Consider the following 19550-nt stretch of genomic DNA (forward strand, 5'->3'; position numbering starts at 1 on the left):
AAACTTTAAAAGTGATCAATTATTTTTAAGTTAAGCATGCAATAAAAAATATTATCTGCTATAATAATTTTTGAAAATTTATGTAATTGGATACAAGGAGGAACTTTCATGCCATTAGTTTCAATGAAAGAAATGTTAATCGATGCGAAAGAAAATGGTTATGCGGTTGGTCAATACAACTTAAATAACTTAGAATTTACACAAGCTATTTTAGAAGCTTCTCAAGAAGAGAACGCGCCAGTTATCTTAGGTGTTTCCGAAGGTGCTGCACGTTACATGAGTGGTTTTTATACAGTAGTTAAAATGGTAGAAGGTTTAATGCATGATTTAAATATTACTATACCAGTAGCTATTCACCTAGATCATGGTTCAAGTTTTGAAAAATGTAAAGAAGCTATTGATGCTGGATTTACTTCAGTAATGATTGATGCTTCACATAGCCCATTTGAAGAAAATATTGAAATTACTTCTAAAGTAGTAGAATATGCACATCAACATGGCGTGTCAGTTGAAGCTGAATTAGGAACAGTGGGTGGACAAGAAGATGATGTTGTGGGCGGTATCATCTATGCTGATCCTAAAGAATGTCAAGAATTAGTTGAAAGAACTGGTATTGATACTTTAGCACCAGCATTAGGTTCAGTACATGGTCCTTATAAAGGCGAACCTAAATTAGGCTTCAAAGAAATGGAAGAAATTGGTGCATCAACTGGATTACCACTTGTTTTACATGGTGGTACAGGTATTCCAACTAAAGATATTCAAAAAGCAATTCCTTATGGTACTGCAAAAATTAATGTAAATACTGAAAATCAAATTGCTTCAGCTAAAGCTGTTAGAGATGTATTGAACAATGATAAAGAAGTTTACGATCCTCGCAAATACTTAGGTCCAGCACGTGAAGCTATTAAAGAAACGGTAAAATGCAAGATTAGAGAGTTTGGTACGTCTAATCGCGCTAAATAAATATTATTAAAGGTTAAGGCAACCTGAACTGTCAGCAAAGTGTTCGCTTTGTTGACAGTTTTTTTATTTTATACAAAAATTTTTACGATACAGTATTAAAGCATCTTCGAAGAACTTTAATAAAGCATCTATATAAAGTTAGTCATGCTGAGTATTAATCAATTACTGGCTCACGGTTTATAAAAAATAAATTATCTTTTTTTTAAAATTTATGAAAAAATAGAATTAATTAATTGTATAACTTGATTTATAATAGTGTTATCAATCCGTTATATGAATTATTAGATTTTTAGATATTAATATTAATATTATAATTGCTAAGTTTTTTTAAAGTTAGTGTTTTACAAATAAATAATATATAATTTATAATGCGAATTATGTATAATTTTACAAAAGGCGAATAAAGGAGAAAAAATAAATGAGTCAAGAAGTAATTAAAATCCGAGGTGGTCAATCACTAAAGGGTGAAGTTACAATTAGTGGTGCAAAAAATAGTGCCGTAGCTATTATTCCAGCTACTTTATTAGCGCAAGGACAAGTGAAAATTGATGGTTTACCGCAAATTTCAGATGTTGAAACACTTGTGAGTTTATTAGAAGATTTAAATATTAAAACAAATCTTAATGGTAAAACATTAGAAGTTGATACAACAGATATTAAAAATGCACCGTTGCCAAATAATAAGGTTGAATCTTTACGTGCCTCTTATTATATGATGGGAGCCATGTTAGGTCGATTTAAAAAATGTGTTATTGGTTTACCAGGTGGTTGTCCATTGGGCCCACGTCCAATTGATCAACACATTAAAGGATTTAAAGCTTTAGGTGCTGAAATTGATGAATCAAGTGATACATCAATGAAAATAGAAGCAAAAGAATTGCACGGAGCCAACATCTTTTTAGATATGGTAAGTGTTGGTGCAACCATTAACATTATGCTTGCAGCTGTTCATGCAAAAGGGCAAACAACGATTGAAAATGCTGCTAAAGAACCAGAAGTAGTAGATGTAGCAAACTTTTTAAATAGCTTAGGCGCAAATATCAAAGGTGCCGGTACTAGTACTCTAAAAATCAGTGGTGTTGAAGAGTTACATGGAGCTGAATATCAAGTGATTCCTGATAGAATTGAAGCGGGAACGTATATGTGTATTGCCGCTGCTTGTGGTGAGGAAGTAACAATTAAAAATATAGTACCTAAACATTTAGAAGCTCTCACAGTTAAACTAAATGAATTAGGCGTTGATATTGATATTGATGATGATAAAGAACAAACAGTAATTAAAGGTAAATCATCATATAAAAATGTAGATATCAAAACATTAGTATATCCTGGATTTGCTACTGACTTACAACAACCTATTACGCCTTTATTATTTATGACAAATGGTCCTTCTTTCGTTACAGAAACGATATATCCAGCTCGTTTCCGCCATGTAGAAGAGCTCAAAAAAATGGGAGCTAGTATTGAAGCAGATACGTCTACTGGTACTGCAACAATTAAACCTTCTAAACTTCAAGGTGCCGAAGTATATGCGAGTGATCTACGTGCAGGAGCTTGCTTGATTATTGCTGGATTACTAGCAGAAGGTGTTACAACCATTTATAATGTTAAACATATTTATAGAGGATATACAGATATCGTGAAACATCTTAAAGAATTAGGTGCGGACATTTGGACTGAACAAGTTTAATTATTTTTGATATACTTAAATATATTAATTGCTGAAGTATATTAAATACCTGCAATGTTTAAGAAGTTTTGAATAGAGGTGAAGACAATGGAAATCTGTCCATATCTCGAAGAAACCTTTAAAATTGTTGGTAGAAGTTGGAACGGTTTAATCATTAATTACCTATCTCGATGCGCTGATTATACTGCACACTTTTCGGATATGAAAAGGGATTTAAAAAAAATTACTCCACGTGCATTAAGTATTAAGCTTACAGAATTAGGTGAGTGGGGATTAGTAGACAAAAAAGTCATTTCTACACGTCCTGTTTCTATCGTTTATGAGTTAACCGATAAAGGAAAAGCACTTGCTGAGGCTTTAAGACCAATTGAAGCATGGGCTAGAGATTACGTCACATTAGAACATAACGATTCAGTTAAATAGTATAGTTAAAAGGTTAGAGTTTATATAAACTTTAACCTTTTAATTATGTTTAAATAAAATCAAATCGGATATATATTAGACATACACATTCTTAAGGAGTGAATCATTGATGAGAAATTATACTCAACAATATATTAATGGTGAATGGATTGATAGTGAAAGTAACGAAACAATTGATGTAATTAATCCAGCAACAGAAGAAGTTATTGGAAAAGTTGCAAAAGGTAATGAAAAAGACGTAGAAAAAGCGGTTCAAGCTGCTCATGACGTATATTTAGAATTTCGCCATAGTTCAGTTGAGGAAAGAAAACAACTACTAGATAGAATAGTAGAAGAATATAAAAATAGAAAACAAGATATTATTGAAACAATTACAGCAGAGTTAGGTGCTCCACTAACTGTTTCAGAAAATGTTCATTATCAAATGGGTTTACAACACTTTTCAGAAGCACGTAGAGCTTTAGATTCATTTGAATTTGAAGAACGTCGTGGAGATGATTTGGTAACTAAAGAAGCGATTGGCGTTTCTGGATTAGTTACACCATGGAATTTCCCAACTAATCAAACGTCTCTTAAATTAGCAGCAGCATTTGCTGCAGGTAGTCCAGTTGTGTTAAAACCTTCTGAAGAAACACCATTTGCTGCAATCATTTTAGCTGAAATCTTTGAAAAAGCAGGCGTTCCTAAAGGTGTATTTAACTTAGTTAATGGTGATGGTGAAGGTGTAGGTAATCCATTAAGCGAACATCCTAAAGTAAGAATGATGTCATTCACTGGTTCTGGAGCTACAGGTTCTAAAATTATGGAAAAAGCAGCTAAAGATATCAAAAAAGTATCTCTTGAATTAGGTGGCAAATCACCATATATCGTACTTGACGATGTAGATATTAAAGAAGCTGCAAAAGCTACAACTGGAAAGGTTGTTAATAATACTGGTCAAGTATGTACTGCAGGAACAAGAATCTTAGTTCCAGAAAGTATTAAACAAGAATTCTTAACTGCCTTAAAAGAAGAGTTTAGTAATGTTAAAGTTGGCGATCCACTTGATAAAAATACTCAAGTAGGGCCAATCATTAGTAAAAAACAATTCGACACAGTACAGTCTTATATTGATAAAGGTATTGAAGAAGGCGCTGAATTATTATATGGTGGTCCAGGTAAACCAGAAGAATTAGATACTGGTTATTTTGCTAGACCAACTATTTTTATAAATGTTAAAAATGATATGACCATTGCACAAGAAGAAATTTTTGGTCCAGTTGTTTCAGTAATCACATATAATGATTTAGATGAAGCAATCGAAATTGCTAATGATACTAAATATGGCTTAGCTGGATATGTAATTGGTAAAGATAAAGAAACGCTTCAAAAAGTAGCACGTTCAATTGAGGCAGGTAGAATTCAAATTAATGAATCTCCAAACGAACCCTATTTACCATTTGGTGGTTATAAACAATCTGGTATCGGTCGTGAATGGGGCGACTACGGAATTGAAGAGTTCTTAGAAGTAAAATCAATTGCTGGTTATTTTAAATAATTAAGTATAATGAAATATTTTAATATAAATACAGTTCATGGAATCGTTTTAGTTCCATGAACTGTTTTATTTTTTGAAATTTAATAAAATCATTTTGTAATTAAATTAAAAATTTGCTATATTAATTCTAGTATTTAAGATGCTAACGTTTAAAACATTTAAGTTATAATCATTTAGATGATTTGACAATGCTAGTAACTAGATGATTTTTATAAAAATATAAGAAATGGGTGCAATTTATGCCTGAGAGAGAACGAACATCACCACAATATGAATCTTTTCATGAATTGTATAAAAATTATACGACAAAAGAACTTACGCAAAAAGCAAAATCATTAAAACTAACTAATTATAGTAAATTGAATAAAAGTGAGCTTGTCTTGGCAATTATGGAAGCTCAAATGGAAAAAGATGGAAATTACTATATGGAGGGGGTTTTAGATGATATACAACCTGATGGATATGGTTTCTTAAGAACTGTTAATTATTCTAAAGGTGAAAAAGATATATATATATCAGCTAGTCAAATTAGACGTTTTGAAATTAAGCGAGGCGATAAAGTAACTGGAAAAGTACGAAAGCCTAAAGACAATGAAAAATACTATGGACTTCTACAAGTTGACTTTGTTAATGATGAAAATGCAGAAGTTGTAAAAAAACGTCCTCATTTCCAAGCGCTTACTCCGTTATACCCAGAGGAAAGAATTATTCTTGAAACGGAGCCTCAAAATTATTCTACTCGAATTATGGATTTAGTTACTCCAATTGGTTTAGGCCAACGTGGTCTGATTGTCGCTCCTCCTAAAGCTGGTAAAACTTCATTACTTAAAGAAATTGCAAATGCAATTAGTACGAATAAACCAGACGCTAAATTATTTATACTATTAGTAGGTGAACGACCTGAAGAGGTAACTGATATAGAACGTTCAGTAGAGTCCGCAGAAGTAGTACATTCTACTTTTGATGAACCTCCTCAACACCATGTTAAGGTAGCAGAGTTATTGTTAGAAAGAGCAAAACGTCTTGTAGAGATAGGACAAGATGTCATTATCTTGATGGACTCTATTACGCGTTTAGCAAGAGCATATAACCTTGTTATCCCGCCTAGTGGTAGAACATTGTCGGGTGGTTTAGATCCAGCATCCTTACATAAGCCTAAAGCATTTTTCGGTGCTGCCCGTAATATTGAAGCAGGTGGTAGTCTAACTATTTTAGCAACAGCTCTAGTAGATACTGGTTCACGTATGGATGATATGATTTATGAAGAGTTCAAAGGTACAGGTAATATGGAACTTCATCTTGATCGTAAATTATCCGAACGTCGAATATTCCCAGCTATTGATATTGGACGTAGTTCTACACGTAAAGAAGAATTATTGATTAGCAAGTCTGAATTAGACTCATTATGGCAACTTAGAAATATTCTTACTGATTCTACCGATTTTACAGAGCGTTTTATAAGAAAATTAAAGCGTTCAAAAAATAACAAAGAATTTTTTGAACAATTACAAAAGGCAGCCGCTGAAAGTACAAAAACAGGAAAACCAATTATCTAAAATATATGATTGAGGGTTGCGTTTTCCTTCAATAACTATTATAATTACACAGTATTGGGTAAAAACTCACAAATAACTCTGTTCCAGATGGTTCAGGGCAAAGGAGCTGAAAAAAATGAAACAAGGAATTCATCCTGATTACCACAAAGTCATCTTTTTAGATACAACAACTAACTTTAAATTTTTAAGTGGTTCTACTAAAACTTCTTCAGAAACAATGGAATGGGAAGATGGTAACGAATACCCAGTTATTCGCTTAGATGTATCATCTGATTCACATCCATTCTACACAGGACGTCAAAAATTCGCTGCTGCGGATGGTCGTGTGGAACGTTTCAACAAAAAGTTTGGTCTCAAATCAAACAACAATTAATTTTGAACTTAAAATGCCTGCCTAATCTATTATGTATAGAATTAAGCAGGTATTTTTTTATTTCTAAGCTATTTTATTAATTTCTTCAATGATAACCCAGTAATAAACTCATTTATAATATTCGAAAATATGATATAATTAAGCGATTATGTTTTGAAAAAGGTGGAACTTATAATGTATGAAACTTACCATTCTGGTTGGATTGAATGCATTACTGGAAGTATGTTTAGTGGTAAATCGGAAGAATTAATTCGTCGATTAAGAAGAGGAATTTATGCTAAACAAAAAGTAATCGTATTTAAACCGGCTATTGATGACCGGTATCATAAAGAGAAAGTTGTATCACATGATGGTAATGAGCTAGAAGCTATTAATATTTCAACAGCTAGAGAAATACTATTACAAAATTTATCTCAATTTGATGTCATAGGTATAGATGAAATTCAATTTTTTGATAATGAAATTGTACATATAGTAGAAAAGCTAGCTGAAGATGGTCATAGAGTTGTAGTAGCAGGACTAGACATGGACTTTAGAGGTGAACCTTTTGATCCCATGCCTCAGATTATGGCTGTAAGTGAACAAGTGACCAAATTACAAGCCGTTTGTGCAATATGTAGTTCGTCATCAAGTCGGACGCAACGTTTAATCAATGGACAACCAGCAAGAATTGATGATCCAATTATATTAGTAGGAGCAAATGAAAGTTATGAGCCAAGATGCAGAGCACATCATATTGTAGCACCTAGCATCAATGACAAGGAGGAAATATAGTGTTTGATCAATTAGATATTGTTGAAGAAAGATATGAACAGTTAAATGAAATGTTAAGTGATCCAGAAATTGTTAACGATCCAGATAAATTGCGAAAATATTCTAAAGAGCAAGCTGATTTACAGAAAACAGTAGATGTTTATAGAGATTACAAAAATAAAAAAGAAGAAGTAGCAGAAATAGATGAAATGCTAACTGAAACAGATGATAAAGAAGAAATTGAAATGTTAAAAGAAGAAGCATCAGGATTAAAAAGTGAACTTCCAGAATTAGAAGAACAACTTAAATTCTTGTTAATTCCTAAAGATCCAAACGATGAAAAAGATGTTATTGTTGAAATTAGAGCAGCAGCTGGTGGGGATGAAGCAGCTATTTTCGCAGGCGATTTATTAAGAATGTATACAAAATATGCGGAATCTCAAAATTTTAAAACTGAAATTGTTGAAGCAGCAGAAAGTGATCATGGTGGATATAAAGAAATCAGTTTTTCAGTTTCAGGTAATGGTGCCTATAGTAAGTTGAAATTTGAAAATGGTGCCCATCGTGTACAACGTGTACCTGAAACGGAATCTGGAGGACGCATTCATACTTCTACAGCGACTGTAGCTGTATTACCTGAAGTTGAAGATGTAGAAATTGAAGTACGCAATGAAGATTTAAAAATTGATACGTATCGTTCAAGTGGTGCTGGTGGTCAACACGTTAATACTACAGACTCTGCTGTGCGTATTACGCATATTCCAACCGGTATTATTGCAACTTCTTCAGAAAAATCACAAATTCAAAACCGTGAAAAAGCATTAAAAGTATTAAAAGCACGTTTATATGATATGAAATTACAAGAAGAACAACAAAAGTATGCAGCTCAACGTAAATCTGCTGTAGGAACAGGAGATCGTTCTGAACGTGTACGAACTTATAATTATCCTCAAAGTCGTGTGACAGATCATCGAATTGGTTTAACTTTACAAAAGCTCGACCAAATTATGGAAGGTAAATTGGATGAAATTATTGATGCATTAACACTTTCTGAGCAAACTGAGAAACTGAAAGAATTAAATAATGGCGAGCTTTAAAGATACCTTACAAGAAGCGATTGAATTAACAAAAGAAAAAGGATTTGAACAATCTAGAGCGGAATGGCTTATGTTAGACTTATTTAATTGGTCTAGAACAGATTATTTAGTACATATGTATGATGAGATGTCTCAAGCTGAAGAAGCAAAATTTTCACTTGCATTAGACCGTATGTTATTAGGAGAGCCCATTCAATATATTGTTGGTTTTCAATCATTTTATGGATATCAATTACAAGTAAATTCTCATTGTCTTATTCCACGTCCAGAAACAGAAGAAGTCATGCTTCATTTTTTAGAGCATTGTAAAGATGGAAGTACAATTGCCGATATAGGAACAGGCAGTGGAGCGATTGCAATTGTGCTTAAAAAACTAAATCCAACCTTAAATGTAATAGCTACAGATCTTATTAAAGATACTCTAGAGGTAGCATCTGATAATGCACATCAATTAAAAGCGGATATCAAGTTTCTAAAAGGTAACGCCCTTAAACCACTTATTAAAGAAAATATTAAATTAGATGGCTTAATATCAAATCCTCCTTATATTGATCAAACTGAGATGAAAGATATGGAAGATACAGTAGTAAAGTATGAACCTCATATCGCGTTATTTGCTGAGGACGAAGGATATGAGATTTATGAGATGATTCTAGATGATTTACCAAAAGTACTTAATAAAGGGGCTTATGTAACTTTTGAAATTGGATATAATCAAGGAGAAATATTAAAAACACGTATTATAAATAAATATCCGCATATTAATGTAAATCTCTTGAAAGATATTAACGGATTAAATAGAATGATTTCATTTAAGTGGTAATAGTGGAGTGGGAAAGAAAGGTATTATTTTCTAACCCACTTCTTTTTCTTTAATAACTCCACATATGTGAAAGGTGTGATAAAAGTGAAAACAAAAATATGGAATATGAAAGATTATAGTCAAGATCTCCAAACGTTTTCTCAATTAGCAGAAATAAAAACTATTTATGAGAAAGGAGGTCTAATTGCGATGCCTACTGAAACAGTATACGGTTTAGGTGCAAATGCTAAAAATGAACAGGCAGTAGAAAACATTTATAAAGCTAAAGGACGTCCGTCTGATAATCCACTTATTGTTCATATTTATAAGCAATCACAAATGGATGCATTTGTATCAATTATCCCTAAGGAAGCCAAGAAATTAATGAATGCATTTTGGCCTGGCCCAATCTCTTTTATTCTTCCTTTAAAAAAAGGTTACTTATGTGAAAAAGTGACAGGTGGTCTTAATTCTATTGCTGTAAGAATGCCAAGTCATCCAATTGGAAGAGCAATATTAGAATATGTTGATTTGCCAATCGCAGCACCTAGTGCAAATATAAGTGGACGACCTTCTCCAACGACATTTCAACATGTTTATAATGATTTAAACGGAAAAATAGATGGTATTGTGAATGGCGATCAAAGTGAAGAAGGCTTGGAGAGTACAGTTTTAGATTGCACGCAATTTCCTTTTAGAATAGCAAGACCAGGATCAATTACTCAAACAATGCTTAATCACGTGGTACCTCACAGCGTCATTCAATATGATTATAATCAATTAGAACATCCCATAGCACCAGGTATGAAATATAAACACTATGCACCTAACACACCTGTATATATGTTAACTGAATTTACGCAACCTATTTCTCAGTTAAATGAATCAGATTTAGCATTTGTTTTACCTTCTAGTATGAAAGAGTATGTACCTAAAAATTGCATATTTATTCCTCTTTGTGAAAATCAAAGAGATATTAAGGGAGCAAATCATAACTTATATAAAATTTTACATGATATCGATGATGATGAACGAATAAAAAAAGCATTCATATATGCTTTTGATAACATCGAAGGTTCTGAAGCAGTAATGAACCGAATGATAAAGGCAACAGGAAATCAAATAGTTAAAGGAAGAGAATTATGAAAATAACATTTGTATGTACTGGAAATACTTGTAGAAGTCCAATTGCAGAAAGTATAGCTACAGCACTTTTACCTAATGACTCTATCCAATCACGTGGGTTATTTGCAATGAATGGACAATCCATTACTCCTGAAGCATTAGAAGTTATTTTAGAAAATAATTTACCAGACCCCTCTGTATCTCAAATATTCAGTCAAGATGACTTAAAAAGTGATTTAATTTTAACAATGACTAATAATCATAAAAGACAGTTAATCAGTCAATATGGAACAGGATATCCTATCTATACATTATGTGAGTATGTATCAGAAACAGGTGAAATAGATGATCCATTTGGCGGTAGCATAGATACCTATCGTCACACATTTAATCAATTATACTCTCTTATTAGCAAATTGAAACACGAAGAATAAAGAGAAATATTACGCTAATAGTATAAGTAGAGTAATAAATAAGTTATAATAAAGAAGTATAGCTTGTCAGCTATGCTTCTTTCTATCTTTGCAAGTGAGGTGAAATAATATGCAAGAACTTACAACTTTACTGGATGAATTGAAAACCCAATCTTTTTTCAAAAAAGATGAGATTTGTGTGATAGGATGTTCAACTTCTGAAGTAATTGGGGAAAAAATTGGGTCAGTTGGTTCAATGGAAGTCGCTGAAACTATTTTTAATGAATTAGAACGTATAAAACGTGAAACAGGCGTTTCATTTGCGTTTCAAGGTTGTGAACATATCAATAGGGCGATTACAATTGAGCGTGAAGATTATAATCCATTTACTATGGAAGAAGTAACTGTTGTACCAGATGTTCATGCAGGAGGAAGTCTTGCTACATATGCCTATCAACATATGAAAGATCCAATAGTCATTGAATATATAAAGGTGCCTAAAGGTATTGATATTGGTCAGACGCTTATTGGAATGCACATTAATCATGTTTGTGTTCCATTGAGAACAAGTGTTAAAAAAGTTGGTGAAGCTATAGTTACAATTGCTACTTCAAGACCAAAAAAAATTGGTGGAGAAAGAGCTAAATATGAATAAGTTCTAAAGGAAGAAGGGGAATATATGTCTTATATTAAAGAACAAGATCACATTATTTATGAAGCGATTCAAAATGAATATAACCGTCAAAACAATAATATTGAACTCATTGCTTCAGAGAATTTCGTTTCAGAAGCGGTAATGGAAGCGCAAGGATCTGTAATGACAAACAAATATGCAGAAGGCTATCCAGGTCGTCGTTACTATGGTGGTTGTGAATATGTTGATGTTACAGAAAGAATTGCTATTGAACGCATCAAAGCTTTATTCGGAGCTGAACATGCAAATGTACAACCACATTCAGGTTCTCAAGCTAATATGGCTGTGTATTTAGTTGCTTTAGAGATGGGAGATACTGTGCTTGGAATGAATTTAAGTCATGGTGGTCATTTAACTCACGGTGCTTCAGTTAATTTTAGTGGTAAGTTTTATAACTTTATCGATTATGGTGTGGATAAAGAAACTGAAAGAATTAATTATGATGAAATTCGTGAATTAGCACAGAAACATAAGCCTAAATTAATTGTAGCTGGTACGTCAGCGTATTCTAGACAATTAGATTTTAAGAAATTTAAAGAAATTGCTGATGAAGTCGGTGCTAAATTAATGGTTGATATGGCACACATTGCAGGTTTAGTAGCAACTGGATTACATCCAAATCCTGTAGAATATGCTGACTTTGTTACTAGTACAACTCATAAAACGTTGAGAGGTCCACGTGGAGGCCTGATTCTTTGCAAAGAAAAGTATAAAAAAGAGATAGATAAGACAATATTTCCTGGAATTCAAGGTGGACCACTAGAACATGTGATCGCTGCAAAAGCTGTTGCTTTTGGAGAAGCGTTAGAACCAGATTTCAAAGTGTATCAAGAACAAGTCATTAAAAATGCTAAAATTTTAGCTGAAACACTTCAAAATGAAGGATTTAGAATTGTTTCAGGAGGTACAGATAATCATCTAGTTTCAGTAGATGTGAAACAATCAGTTAATTTAACGGGTAAACAGGCTGAAGAAACATTAGATTCAATTGGTATTACATGTAATAAAAATACAATACCTTTTGATCAGGAGAAGCCATTTGTTACAAGTGGAATTAGACTAGGCACTCCTGCAGCAACGACGCGTGGTTTTGATGAAGTAGCATTTAAAGAAGTAGCTTTAATTATCAGTACAGCATTAAAAAATTCAAATGATCAAGCAAAATTGAAAGAAGCTAGTGATAGAGTGAAACAATTAACTCAGCAATATCCGCTATATGAATAACAATATAAATGGAGGAAATGAATTATGAGTAAAGTACATGTATTTGATCACCCACTCATTCAACATAAATTGAGTTACATTCGTGATAAAAATACCGGAACAAAAGAATTTAGAGAGCTTGTTGATGAAGTAGGTATGTTAATGGCATATGAAGTTACAAGAGATTTACAATTGCAAGACGTAGAAATTGAAACCCCTGTAACAACTATGACAGCAAAACGATTAGCTGGAAAAAAATTAGCAATTGTACCTATTTTAAGAGCAGGCTTAGGGATGACAGATGGTGTATTAAACTTAGTTCCAGCTGCTCGTGTAGGACATATTGGTTTATATCGTGATCCTAAAACATTAAAAGCAGTAGAATATTTTGCTAAATTACCTCAAGATATCGATGAGCGTGAAATTATAGTAGTTGACCCAATGTTAGCTACAGGAGCTTCAGCCATCGAAGCAATCAATTCACTGAAAAATCGAGGTGCAAAGAATATTCGTTTTATGTGTTTAATTGCCGCACCTGAGGGTGTTGAAAAAATGCAAGAAGCGCATGAAGATGTTGATATCTATATTGCAGCTTTAGATGAAAAACTTAATGAAAAAGCATATATTACACCTGGTTTAGGAGATGCTGGGGATAGATTATTTGGTACTAAATAGTACTATAGGAGTAAATATTATGAGAAAGATTATGACAGTCTTTGGTACAAGACCAGAAGCAATTAAAATGGCCCCTTTAGTTAAAGCACTTGAAAAAGATTCAATGCTAGAACCAATTATTGTTGTAACTGCTCAACATAGAGAAATGCTTGATTCAGTTTTAAAAACATTCAACATAAAACCACATTATGATTTGAATATTATGAAAAAAGGGCAAACTCTTTCAGAAATAACAGCTAAATCTATTATTCAACTTGAGCAAATTATGAAAAAAGAATGTCCAGATATGGTACTTGTTCATGGTGATACAACAACTACTTTTTCTGGCGCATTAGCAGCATTTTATAATCATACATCTGTAGGCCACGTAGAAGCTGGTCTTAGAAGTGGGAATAAATATGCGCCTTTTCCAGAAGAAATAAATCGGCAAATGGTTAGTAACATTGCCGATTTACACTTTGCTCCTACTATTGGTGCAAAACGCAATCTAATTCAAGAAAATAAAGATAAGACATCTATAGTGATTACTGGTAATACTGCCATTGACACATTAAATTTTACAATTAATAAAAATTATACCTCTGAGTTGATAGAAAAGCACAAAAATAAAAAAATTGTATTGTTGACCGTTCATCGTAGAGAGAACATTGGAAAACCTATGGAACATATTTTCAAAGCAGTTAGAGATATTGTTGAATATGTTGAAGACGTGGTAGTAGTTTTTCCTTTACATATGAATCCCGAAGTTAGAAAACTGTCATACACTTATTTAGAAAATCATCCAATGATAGAGCTTATTGAACCATTAGATGTTGTCGATTTTCATAATTTTGCTAATCATGCTTATTTAATTTTGACTGATTCTGGAGGCATTCAAGAAGAAGCACCATCATTAAATAAACCAGTTTTAGTTCTTAGAGATGTAACTGAAAGACCTGAAGGTGTAGAAGCTGGAACATTAAAAGTAATTGGAACTGAGTATAGACATGTGTATCAAGAAATAAGAAAATTATTAATGAACAAACAAGTTTATAATAATATGGCATATGCTCAAAATCCTTATGGAGATGGAAAGGCATCTGAACGTATATGTGAAAGTATTAAATACTATTTAGGATTAACCGAAGAAATACCTAAAGAATTTGAAAAGTTAAAAAATTGTTGATTTGTTTGTGAACATTTTGTGACAATATTGTTGTTAAATTAAACAACAATTTGAATAGAATTGACACATAAATTACCCTATATTATTATTAAAATTGTATGAGTGGAACGGTTTCCATGATTGTCATAAGTTTTGGAGGCACAAAGAATGAAACGGTTCAGCATCATATTTAGACAATTCATTCAATATTACATTTATTTTTTAATAATGTTAAGTATTTTGTATTTTATTAAATCTAATTCTTTTTTATTAGGCTTAATAATTGGGACACTTGGGTCTCTAATCAACACATACATTTTTGAGATATATCTTTCTAGGGCAAAACAACCAGATAATATACATATTTCTACAGGCAATGTATGGAGGTACTTAGTCGCAATTATTGCATGTATAGTATGGGTTGTCTTTAAAGAGAATGTAAATATCATTGGTATAATGATAGGCCTTATGATTTCTTATGTATTAATCATTTTACGCCCTCTCTTGCTAAAATAGTAAACTATATACAGAAAGAGGTGAGTACATGGATCACAAATCCCCACTCGTAAGTTGGAATGTGTTTGGATTTGATATTGTTTTCAACTTAGCAAGTATTATGATGCTTATTATTACTGCTATTATTGTTTTTATAATAGCTATTGTTTGTACGCGTAATCTCAAGAAAAGACCTAGTGGCAAACAAAACTTTATCGAATGGATTTTCGATTTTGTAAGAGGCATTATTGAGAGTAACATGGCTTGGAAAAAAGGTGGTCAATTTCACTTCTTGGCGGTAACATTAATTTTATTTATTTTTGTTGCCAATATGCTAGGTTTACCATTTGCAATTGTTACACATGATCATTATTTATGGTGGAAATCTCCAACTGCTGACGCGACTGTAACGTTGACGTTATCTACGATGATGATTTTATTAACACATTATTATGGTGTTAAAATGCGTGGAACAAAAGCATATGTTGGTAATTACTTTAAACCTTTCTGGCCATTAGCAATTATTAATGTCTTTGAAGAATTCTCTTCAACATTAACACTAGGTTTACGTCTTTACGGTAATATTTTTGCTGGTGAGTTACTATTATCACTATTAGCTGGCCTGTTTTTCCAAAACGGCTGGGGCTGGATAATTAGTATTCCTGGCTTAATTATATGGCAAGGATTCTCAATCTTTGTCGGTACAATCCAAGCATATATCTTTATTATGCTATCTATGGTTTACATGTCCCATAAAGTTGCGGACGCACATTAACATAAACAAACATTTTAGGAGGAATTATTAATATGGGTTTAATCGCAGCAGCAATTGCAATCGGTTTATCAGCATTAGGTGCTGGTATCGGTAACGGTCTTATTGTTTCAAGAACAGTTGAAGGTGTAGCACGTCAACCAGAAGCACGTGGTCAATTAATGAGTATTATGTTCATTGGTATTGGTTTAGTTGAAGCATTACCAATCATCGGCGTTGTTATCTCATTCATGACATTATTCAGATAAGAAATGTTCGAGGCGAAGTCTCTTTGATCTTCGCCATTCGTTTTATTTAGTGGCAAAGTGATGATTAATAATGAAAGGAGTGTCAAATGCCAGTGAATGCATTAACCAATTCATTTGTTTTAGGTGCAACTGTAGGTGGCGTTGAATGGGGAACAACAATTGTTACAATTATTACATTTATTATCCTATTGGCGTTATTGAAAAAATTTGCTTGGGGTCCATTAAAAGAAGTAATGGATAAACGTGAACGCGATATTAATAAAGATATTGACGAAGCTGAAGAAGCAAAATTGAATGCACAAAAACTTGAAGAAGAAAATAAAAAGACACTTAAAGAAACACAAGATGAAGTTCATCATATTCTTGAAGATGCAAGAATTCAAGCACGTAAACAACATGAAGACATTATTAAAGATGCACATGAACGTGCAAACGGTATGCTTGAAACAGCACAAAGTGAAATCAAAAGTGAAAAAGAACGCGCTCTTGCAGATATTAATAATCAAGTTTCTGAGTTATCTGTTTTAATTGCTTCTAAAGTTTTACAAAAAGAGATTTCAGAACAAGATCAAAAAGATCTCGTTGATAAGTATCTTAAAGAGGCAGGCGATAAATAATGGCAGATGTAGCAAAAAAATATGCTAAAGCTTTATTTGATGTCTCTATAGATAAAGATCGATTAGATTTAATGTATGAAGAATTACAAGAAGTTAGTAATGCAACTTTAAATTACATTGATGATTTAAAAGCAATTGATTCAAATCCTAACCAACCTGCTTCTGAACGACGTAAATTTGCAGGTATTGTATTTGGGGATGCGAACTATTACTTAAAAAATATGCTAATGATTTTAGCAAATAATCGTCATTTAGCGCTTATACATTCTATCTTTAAAGAATTTAAACATCTGTATGACCATCATTATAATCAAGGTAATGCTTTGGTTGAATCTGTATATCAATTGAATGAAGAAGAATTATCTCGTATTGAAAGAGTAATTCTTAATAAAACTAAATTGTCTAAAGTACATATTACAACTAAAATAAATCCTAACTTAATTGGCGGTTTTAGAGCAAAAGTTGGGACTACTGTATTAGATGGCAGTATAAAAAATGATTTAGAACAAATAGAGCGTAAATTTAAAAGAGTTAATTAAAAAAGAGGAGTGACATAGATGGCCATCAAAGCTGAAGAAATCAGTGCATTACTTCGCTCACAAATTGAAAACTATGAGTCAGAAATGTCTGTTGATGATGTAGGTACCGTCCTTCAAATTGGTGATGGTATTGCATTAATCCACGGATTAAATGATTGTATGGCTGGTGAGCTTGTAGAGTTTTCAAATGGTGTGCTTGGTTTAGCACAAAACCTTGAGGAATCAAATGTGGGTGTCGTAATCTTAGGACCTTATAGTGAAATTAGAGAAGGCGACGAAGTTAAACGTACTGGCCGTATCATGGAAGTGCCAGTAGGTGATGAACTTATCGGACGTGTTGTAAACCCACTTGGTCAACCAATTGATGGACAAGGTCCTATCAATTCAACTAAGACACGCCCTGTTGAGCAAAAAGCAACAGGTGTTATGGATCGTAAATCAGTTGATGAACCATTACAAACTGGTATTAAAGCGATTGACGCATTAGTACCAATTGGTCGTGGACAACGTGAGTTAATCATTGGTGATAGACAAACAGGTAAAACAACGATTGGTATTGATACAATTTTAAACCAAAAAGGTTTAGATACAATTTGTATTTATGTAGCTATTGGTCAAAAAGATTCAACAGTACGTGCAAACGTTGAAAAATTACGTCAAGCTGGTGCTTTAGACTACACAATTGTTGTATCTGCATCAGCAGCGGAACCAGCACCATTATTATACATCGCCCCTTATTCAGGAGTGACAATGGGTGAAGAGTTCATGTTTAATGGAAAAAATGTACTTGTTGTATATGATGATTTAACTAAACAAGCAGCTGCTTATCGTGAATTATCATTATTATTACGTAGACCTCCAGGCCGTGAAGCGTATCCAGGTGACGTCTTCTACTTACACAGTAGATTATTAGAAAGAGCAGCTAAATTAAGCGATGCACTAGGTGGCGGTTCAATTACAGCTTTACCTATCATTGAAACACAAGCTGGGGATATCTCTGCATATGTTCCAACTAACGTGATTTCAATTACTGACGGACAAATTTTCTTACAATCTGATTTATTCTTCTCAGGTGTACGACCTGCGATTAATGCTGGTCAGTCTGTATCACGTGTTGGTGGTTCAGCACAAATTAAAGCAATGAAAAAAGTTGCTGGTACATTACGTTTAGATTTAGCATCTTATCGTGAGTTAGAATCATTTGCACAATTTGGTTCTGATTTAGACGAATATACTGCTAGAAAATTAGAACGTGGTAAACGTACAGTTGAAGTTTTAAAACAAGATCAAAACAAGCCACTTCCTGTTGAAAATCAAGTGTTAATTATTTATGCCTTAACAAAAGGTTATTTAGATGATATTCCGGTAGAAGACATTACACGTTTTGAAGATGAATTAAATAGTTGGTCTAAATCAAATGCTTCAGAATTATTAGGAGAAATCAGAGAAACTGGTAACCTTCCAGATGATGCTAAATTTGAATCAGCTATTAATGAATTTAAGAAAAGTTTTAGCAAATCTGAATAACTAAACTTTAAATCAAAAAGGTGGTGAGATAATGGCTTCTCTTAAAGAGATAGATAGTCGTATTAAATCGACGAAAAAAATGAAACAGATTACCAAAGCGATGAACATGGTTTCAAGTTCTAAATTACGTCGAGCTGAAAAAAATACTAAGCAATTCGAACCCTATATGGAAAAAATGCAAGATGCGATAACTGCTATTGCAGGCGCAAGTAAAAATTCAAATCATCCAATGTTAAGATCAAGACATATTCAACGTAGTGGTTACTTGGTTATTACAAGTGACAAAGGATTAGCGGGTGCTTATAGTTCGAATGTGCTTAAGCGACTAGTCAATGACATTAAAGAAAAACATACAAATAGTGATGAATATAGCATTATTGTTTTAGGTCAATCCGGTGTTGATTTCCTTAAAAATAGAGGTTATGAAGTTGAAAGTTCACTTGTTGATGTACCTGATCAACCTTCATTTAAATCAATACAAGCTATCGCTAAGCATGCGATTGACTTATTCAGTGAAGAACATATTGATGAACTTAAGATTTATTATAGCCACTATGTTAGTGTTCTTGAAAATAAACCTTCTGTTAAACAAGTTCTACCATTATCTCAAGAAGATTCTAGTCAAGGCCAAGGTCAAATGTCTTCATATGAATTTGAACCAGATAAAGACTCAATCTTAAGAGTTATTCTTCCACAATACGTTGAAAGTTTAATTTATGGAACGATTCTTGATGCTAAGGCTAGTGAACATGCAGCACGTATGACTGCAATGAAAAATGCATCTGATAATGCAACTGAACTTATTGATGACTTATCATTACAATATAATAGAGCGAGACAAGCTGAAATCACTCAACAAATTACAGAAATTGTTGGTGGTTCTGCCGCACTTGAATAATAT

General features: G+C 32.8%; 22 protein-coding genes. All 22 read left to right on the plus strand.

The genetic code is table 11. From position 1 onward, the window contains the following. The first annotated feature begins 108 nt into the window (after nt 1–108). The 22 genes from fdaB (at nt 109) to atpG (ending at nt 19547) form a co-directional block, all read left to right on the plus strand. The gene (fdaB, locus tag HMPREF3046_RS01330; RefSeq protein ID WP_070715816.1) at nt 109–966 is read left to right on the plus strand and encodes a class IIb fructose-bisphosphate aldolase FdaB; all 858 of its coding nucleotides are present in this window, start codon (nt 109–111) and stop codon (nt 964–966) included. Between the two features lie 418 nt (nt 967–1384). Next, the gene (locus HMPREF3046_RS01335) at nt 1385–2656 is read left to right on the plus strand and encodes a UDP-N-acetylglucosamine 1-carboxyvinyltransferase (protein WP_070715818.1); all 1272 of its coding nucleotides are present in this window, start codon (nt 1385–1387) and stop codon (nt 2654–2656) included. An 87-nt stretch (nt 2657–2743) separates the two neighbouring features. Beyond that, on the plus strand, nt 2744–3079 hold the full coding sequence (locus HMPREF3046_RS01340; protein ID WP_070715820.1) for a winged helix-turn-helix transcriptional regulator: 336 nt from the start codon (nt 2744–2746) through the stop codon (nt 3077–3079). A 109-nt stretch (nt 3080–3188) separates the two neighbouring features. Further along, nucleotides 3189–4616: an aldehyde dehydrogenase family protein gene (locus tag HMPREF3046_RS01345; RefSeq protein WP_070715821.1), complete on the plus strand. Its 1428-nt coding sequence runs from the start codon at nt 3189–3191 to the stop codon at nt 4614–4616. A 239-nt stretch (nt 4617–4855) separates the two neighbouring features. Beyond that, nucleotides 4856–6172, plus strand: coding sequence for a transcription termination factor Rho (rho, locus tag HMPREF3046_RS01350; RefSeq protein WP_070715823.1), 1317 nt, complete (start codon nt 4856–4858; stop codon nt 6170–6172). A 115-nt stretch (nt 6173–6287) separates the two neighbouring features. Next, nucleotides 6288–6545, plus strand: coding sequence for a type B 50S ribosomal protein L31 (locus HMPREF3046_RS01355; RefSeq protein WP_002448672.1), 258 nt, complete (start codon nt 6288–6290; stop codon nt 6543–6545). 174 nt (nt 6546–6719) lie between these two features. After that, entirely contained in the window at nt 6720–7319 is a 600-nt protein-coding gene (locus HMPREF3046_RS01360; RefSeq protein WP_070715825.1) for a thymidine kinase, read from the plus strand. After that, nucleotides 7319–8395: a peptide chain release factor 1 gene (prfA, locus tag HMPREF3046_RS01365; protein WP_070715826.1), complete on the plus strand. Its 1077-nt coding sequence runs from the start codon at nt 7319–7321 to the stop codon at nt 8393–8395. The genes HMPREF3046_RS01360 and prfA overlap by 1 nt, the downstream gene beginning before the upstream one ends. Then, nucleotides 8382–9218 carry a peptide chain release factor N(5)-glutamine methyltransferase gene (gene prmC, locus HMPREF3046_RS01370; protein ID WP_070715828.1) on the plus strand — a complete coding sequence of 279 codons (837 nt, stop codon included), beginning with the start codon at nt 8382–8384 and terminating at the stop codon, nt 9216–9218. The genes prfA and prmC overlap by 14 nt, the downstream gene beginning before the upstream one ends. A gap of 84 nt (nt 9219–9302) precedes the next feature. Further along, entirely contained in the window at nt 9303–10343 is a 1041-nt protein-coding gene (locus tag HMPREF3046_RS01375) for an L-threonylcarbamoyladenylate synthase (protein WP_070715829.1), read from the plus strand. After that, the gene (locus HMPREF3046_RS01380; protein ID WP_070715832.1) at nt 10340–10756 is read left to right on the plus strand and encodes a low molecular weight protein arginine phosphatase; all 417 of its coding nucleotides are present in this window, start codon (nt 10340–10342) and stop codon (nt 10754–10756) included. The genes HMPREF3046_RS01375 and HMPREF3046_RS01380 overlap by 4 nt, the downstream gene beginning before the upstream one ends. 109 nt (nt 10757–10865) lie before the next feature. Beyond that, nucleotides 10866–11390: a TIGR01440 family protein gene (locus tag HMPREF3046_RS01385; RefSeq protein WP_070715834.1), complete on the plus strand. Its 525-nt coding sequence runs from the start codon at nt 10866–10868 to the stop codon at nt 11388–11390. 24 nt (nt 11391–11414) lie between these two features. Continuing rightward, nucleotides 11415–12653: a serine hydroxymethyltransferase gene (gene glyA, locus HMPREF3046_RS01390; RefSeq protein WP_070715836.1), complete on the plus strand. Its 1239-nt coding sequence runs from the start codon at nt 11415–11417 to the stop codon at nt 12651–12653. A 24-nt stretch (nt 12654–12677) separates the two neighbouring features. Further along, nucleotides 12678–13307: a uracil phosphoribosyltransferase gene (upp, locus tag HMPREF3046_RS01395; protein WP_054105567.1), complete on the plus strand. Its 630-nt coding sequence runs from the start codon at nt 12678–12680 to the stop codon at nt 13305–13307. Between the two features lie 19 nt (nt 13308–13326). Then, nucleotides 13327–14472, plus strand: a complete 1146-nt coding sequence (gene wecB / locus HMPREF3046_RS01400) for a non-hydrolyzing UDP-N-acetylglucosamine 2-epimerase (protein ID WP_070715838.1) — start codon at nt 13327–13329, stop codon at nt 14470–14472. A gap of 147 nt (nt 14473–14619) precedes the next feature. After that, nucleotides 14620–14967, plus strand: coding sequence for an ATP synthase subunit I (locus tag HMPREF3046_RS01405; RefSeq protein ID WP_049335534.1), 348 nt, complete (start codon nt 14620–14622; stop codon nt 14965–14967). Nucleotides 14968–14995: 28 nt separating this feature from the next. After that, nucleotides 14996–15721 carry a F0F1 ATP synthase subunit A gene (atpB, locus tag HMPREF3046_RS01410; protein ID WP_002448665.1) on the plus strand — a complete coding sequence of 242 codons (726 nt, stop codon included), beginning with the start codon at nt 14996–14998 and terminating at the stop codon, nt 15719–15721. 32 nt (nt 15722–15753) lie between these two features. Next, nucleotides 15754–15966, plus strand: a complete 213-nt coding sequence (gene atpE, locus HMPREF3046_RS01415) for a F0F1 ATP synthase subunit C (protein ID WP_002448651.1) — start codon at nt 15754–15756, stop codon at nt 15964–15966. A gap of 86 nt (nt 15967–16052) precedes the next feature. Further along, nucleotides 16053–16583 carry a F0F1 ATP synthase subunit B gene (locus HMPREF3046_RS01420; RefSeq protein WP_070715839.1) on the plus strand — a complete coding sequence of 177 codons (531 nt, stop codon included), beginning with the start codon at nt 16053–16055 and terminating at the stop codon, nt 16581–16583. Further along, a complete protein-coding gene (locus HMPREF3046_RS01425; protein ID WP_070715840.1) occupies nt 16583–17122 on the plus strand; it encodes a F0F1 ATP synthase subunit delta in 540 nt (179 codons plus the stop codon). Before HMPREF3046_RS01420 ends, HMPREF3046_RS01425 begins: the two co-directional genes overlap by 1 nt. 18 nt (nt 17123–17140) lie before the next feature. After that, nucleotides 17141–18649 (plus strand): F0F1 ATP synthase subunit alpha, encoded by a 1509-nt coding sequence (atpA, locus tag HMPREF3046_RS01430; RefSeq protein WP_070715843.1) that lies wholly within the window; start codon nt 17141–17143, stop codon nt 18647–18649. A 31-nt stretch (nt 18650–18680) separates the two neighbouring features. Continuing rightward, the gene (atpG, locus tag HMPREF3046_RS01435; RefSeq protein WP_070715844.1) at nt 18681–19547 is read left to right on the plus strand and encodes an ATP synthase F1 subunit gamma; all 867 of its coding nucleotides are present in this window, start codon (nt 18681–18683) and stop codon (nt 19545–19547) included. Nucleotides 19548–19550 lie beyond the last annotated feature (3 nt).

It is taken from the genome of Staphylococcus sp. HMSC070D05, assembly GCF_001815595.1.
GTDB classification, from domain to species: domain Bacteria; phylum Bacillota; class Bacilli; order Staphylococcales; family Staphylococcaceae; genus Staphylococcus; species Staphylococcus hominis.

What these genes read in the sequence shown, in the direction of transcription:
- fdaB (WP_070715816.1), top strand. Translation starts at nt 109, where the DNA reads ATGCCATTAGTTTCAATGAAAGAAATGTTAATCGATGCGAAAGAAAAT.
- HMPREF3046_RS01335 (WP_070715818.1), top strand. Translation starts at nt 1,385, where the DNA reads ATGAGTCAAGAAGTAATTAAAATCCGAGGTGGTCAATCACTAAAGGGT.
- HMPREF3046_RS01340 (WP_070715820.1), top strand. Translation starts at nt 2,744, where the DNA reads ATGGAAATCTGTCCATATCTCGAAGAAACCTTTAAAATTGTTGGTAGA.
- HMPREF3046_RS01345 (WP_070715821.1), top strand. Translation starts at nt 3,189, where the DNA reads ATGAGAAATTATACTCAACAATATATTAATGGTGAATGGATTGATAGT.
- rho (WP_070715823.1), top strand. Translation starts at nt 4,856, where the DNA reads ATGCCTGAGAGAGAACGAACATCACCACAATATGAATCTTTTCATGAA.
- HMPREF3046_RS01355 (WP_002448672.1), top strand. Translation starts at nt 6,288, where the DNA reads ATGAAACAAGGAATTCATCCTGATTACCACAAAGTCATCTTTTTAGAT.
- HMPREF3046_RS01360 (WP_070715825.1), top strand. Translation starts at nt 6,720, where the DNA reads ATGTATGAAACTTACCATTCTGGTTGGATTGAATGCATTACTGGAAGT.
- prmC (WP_070715828.1), top strand. Translation starts at nt 8,382, where the DNA reads ATGGCGAGCTTTAAAGATACCTTACAAGAAGCGATTGAATTAACAAAA.
- HMPREF3046_RS01380 (WP_070715832.1), top strand. Translation starts at nt 10,340, where the DNA reads ATGAAAATAACATTTGTATGTACTGGAAATACTTGTAGAAGTCCAATT.
- HMPREF3046_RS01385 (WP_070715834.1), top strand. Translation starts at nt 10,866, where the DNA reads ATGCAAGAACTTACAACTTTACTGGATGAATTGAAAACCCAATCTTTT.
- glyA (WP_070715836.1), top strand. Translation starts at nt 11,415, where the DNA reads ATGTCTTATATTAAAGAACAAGATCACATTATTTATGAAGCGATTCAA.
- upp (WP_054105567.1), top strand. Translation starts at nt 12,678, where the DNA reads ATGAGTAAAGTACATGTATTTGATCACCCACTCATTCAACATAAATTG.
- wecB (WP_070715838.1), top strand. Translation starts at nt 13,327, where the DNA reads ATGAGAAAGATTATGACAGTCTTTGGTACAAGACCAGAAGCAATTAAA.
- HMPREF3046_RS01405 (WP_049335534.1), top strand. Translation starts at nt 14,620, where the DNA reads ATGAAACGGTTCAGCATCATATTTAGACAATTCATTCAATATTACATT.
- atpB (WP_002448665.1), top strand. Translation starts at nt 14,996, where the DNA reads ATGGATCACAAATCCCCACTCGTAAGTTGGAATGTGTTTGGATTTGAT.
- atpE (WP_002448651.1), top strand. Translation starts at nt 15,754, where the DNA reads ATGGGTTTAATCGCAGCAGCAATTGCAATCGGTTTATCAGCATTAGGT.
- HMPREF3046_RS01420 (WP_070715839.1), top strand. Translation starts at nt 16,053, where the DNA reads ATGCCAGTGAATGCATTAACCAATTCATTTGTTTTAGGTGCAACTGTA.
- HMPREF3046_RS01425 (WP_070715840.1), top strand. Translation starts at nt 16,583, where the DNA reads ATGGCAGATGTAGCAAAAAAATATGCTAAAGCTTTATTTGATGTCTCT.
- atpA (WP_070715843.1), top strand. Translation starts at nt 17,141, where the DNA reads ATGGCCATCAAAGCTGAAGAAATCAGTGCATTACTTCGCTCACAAATT.
- atpG (WP_070715844.1), top strand. Translation starts at nt 18,681, where the DNA reads ATGGCTTCTCTTAAAGAGATAGATAGTCGTATTAAATCGACGAAAAAA.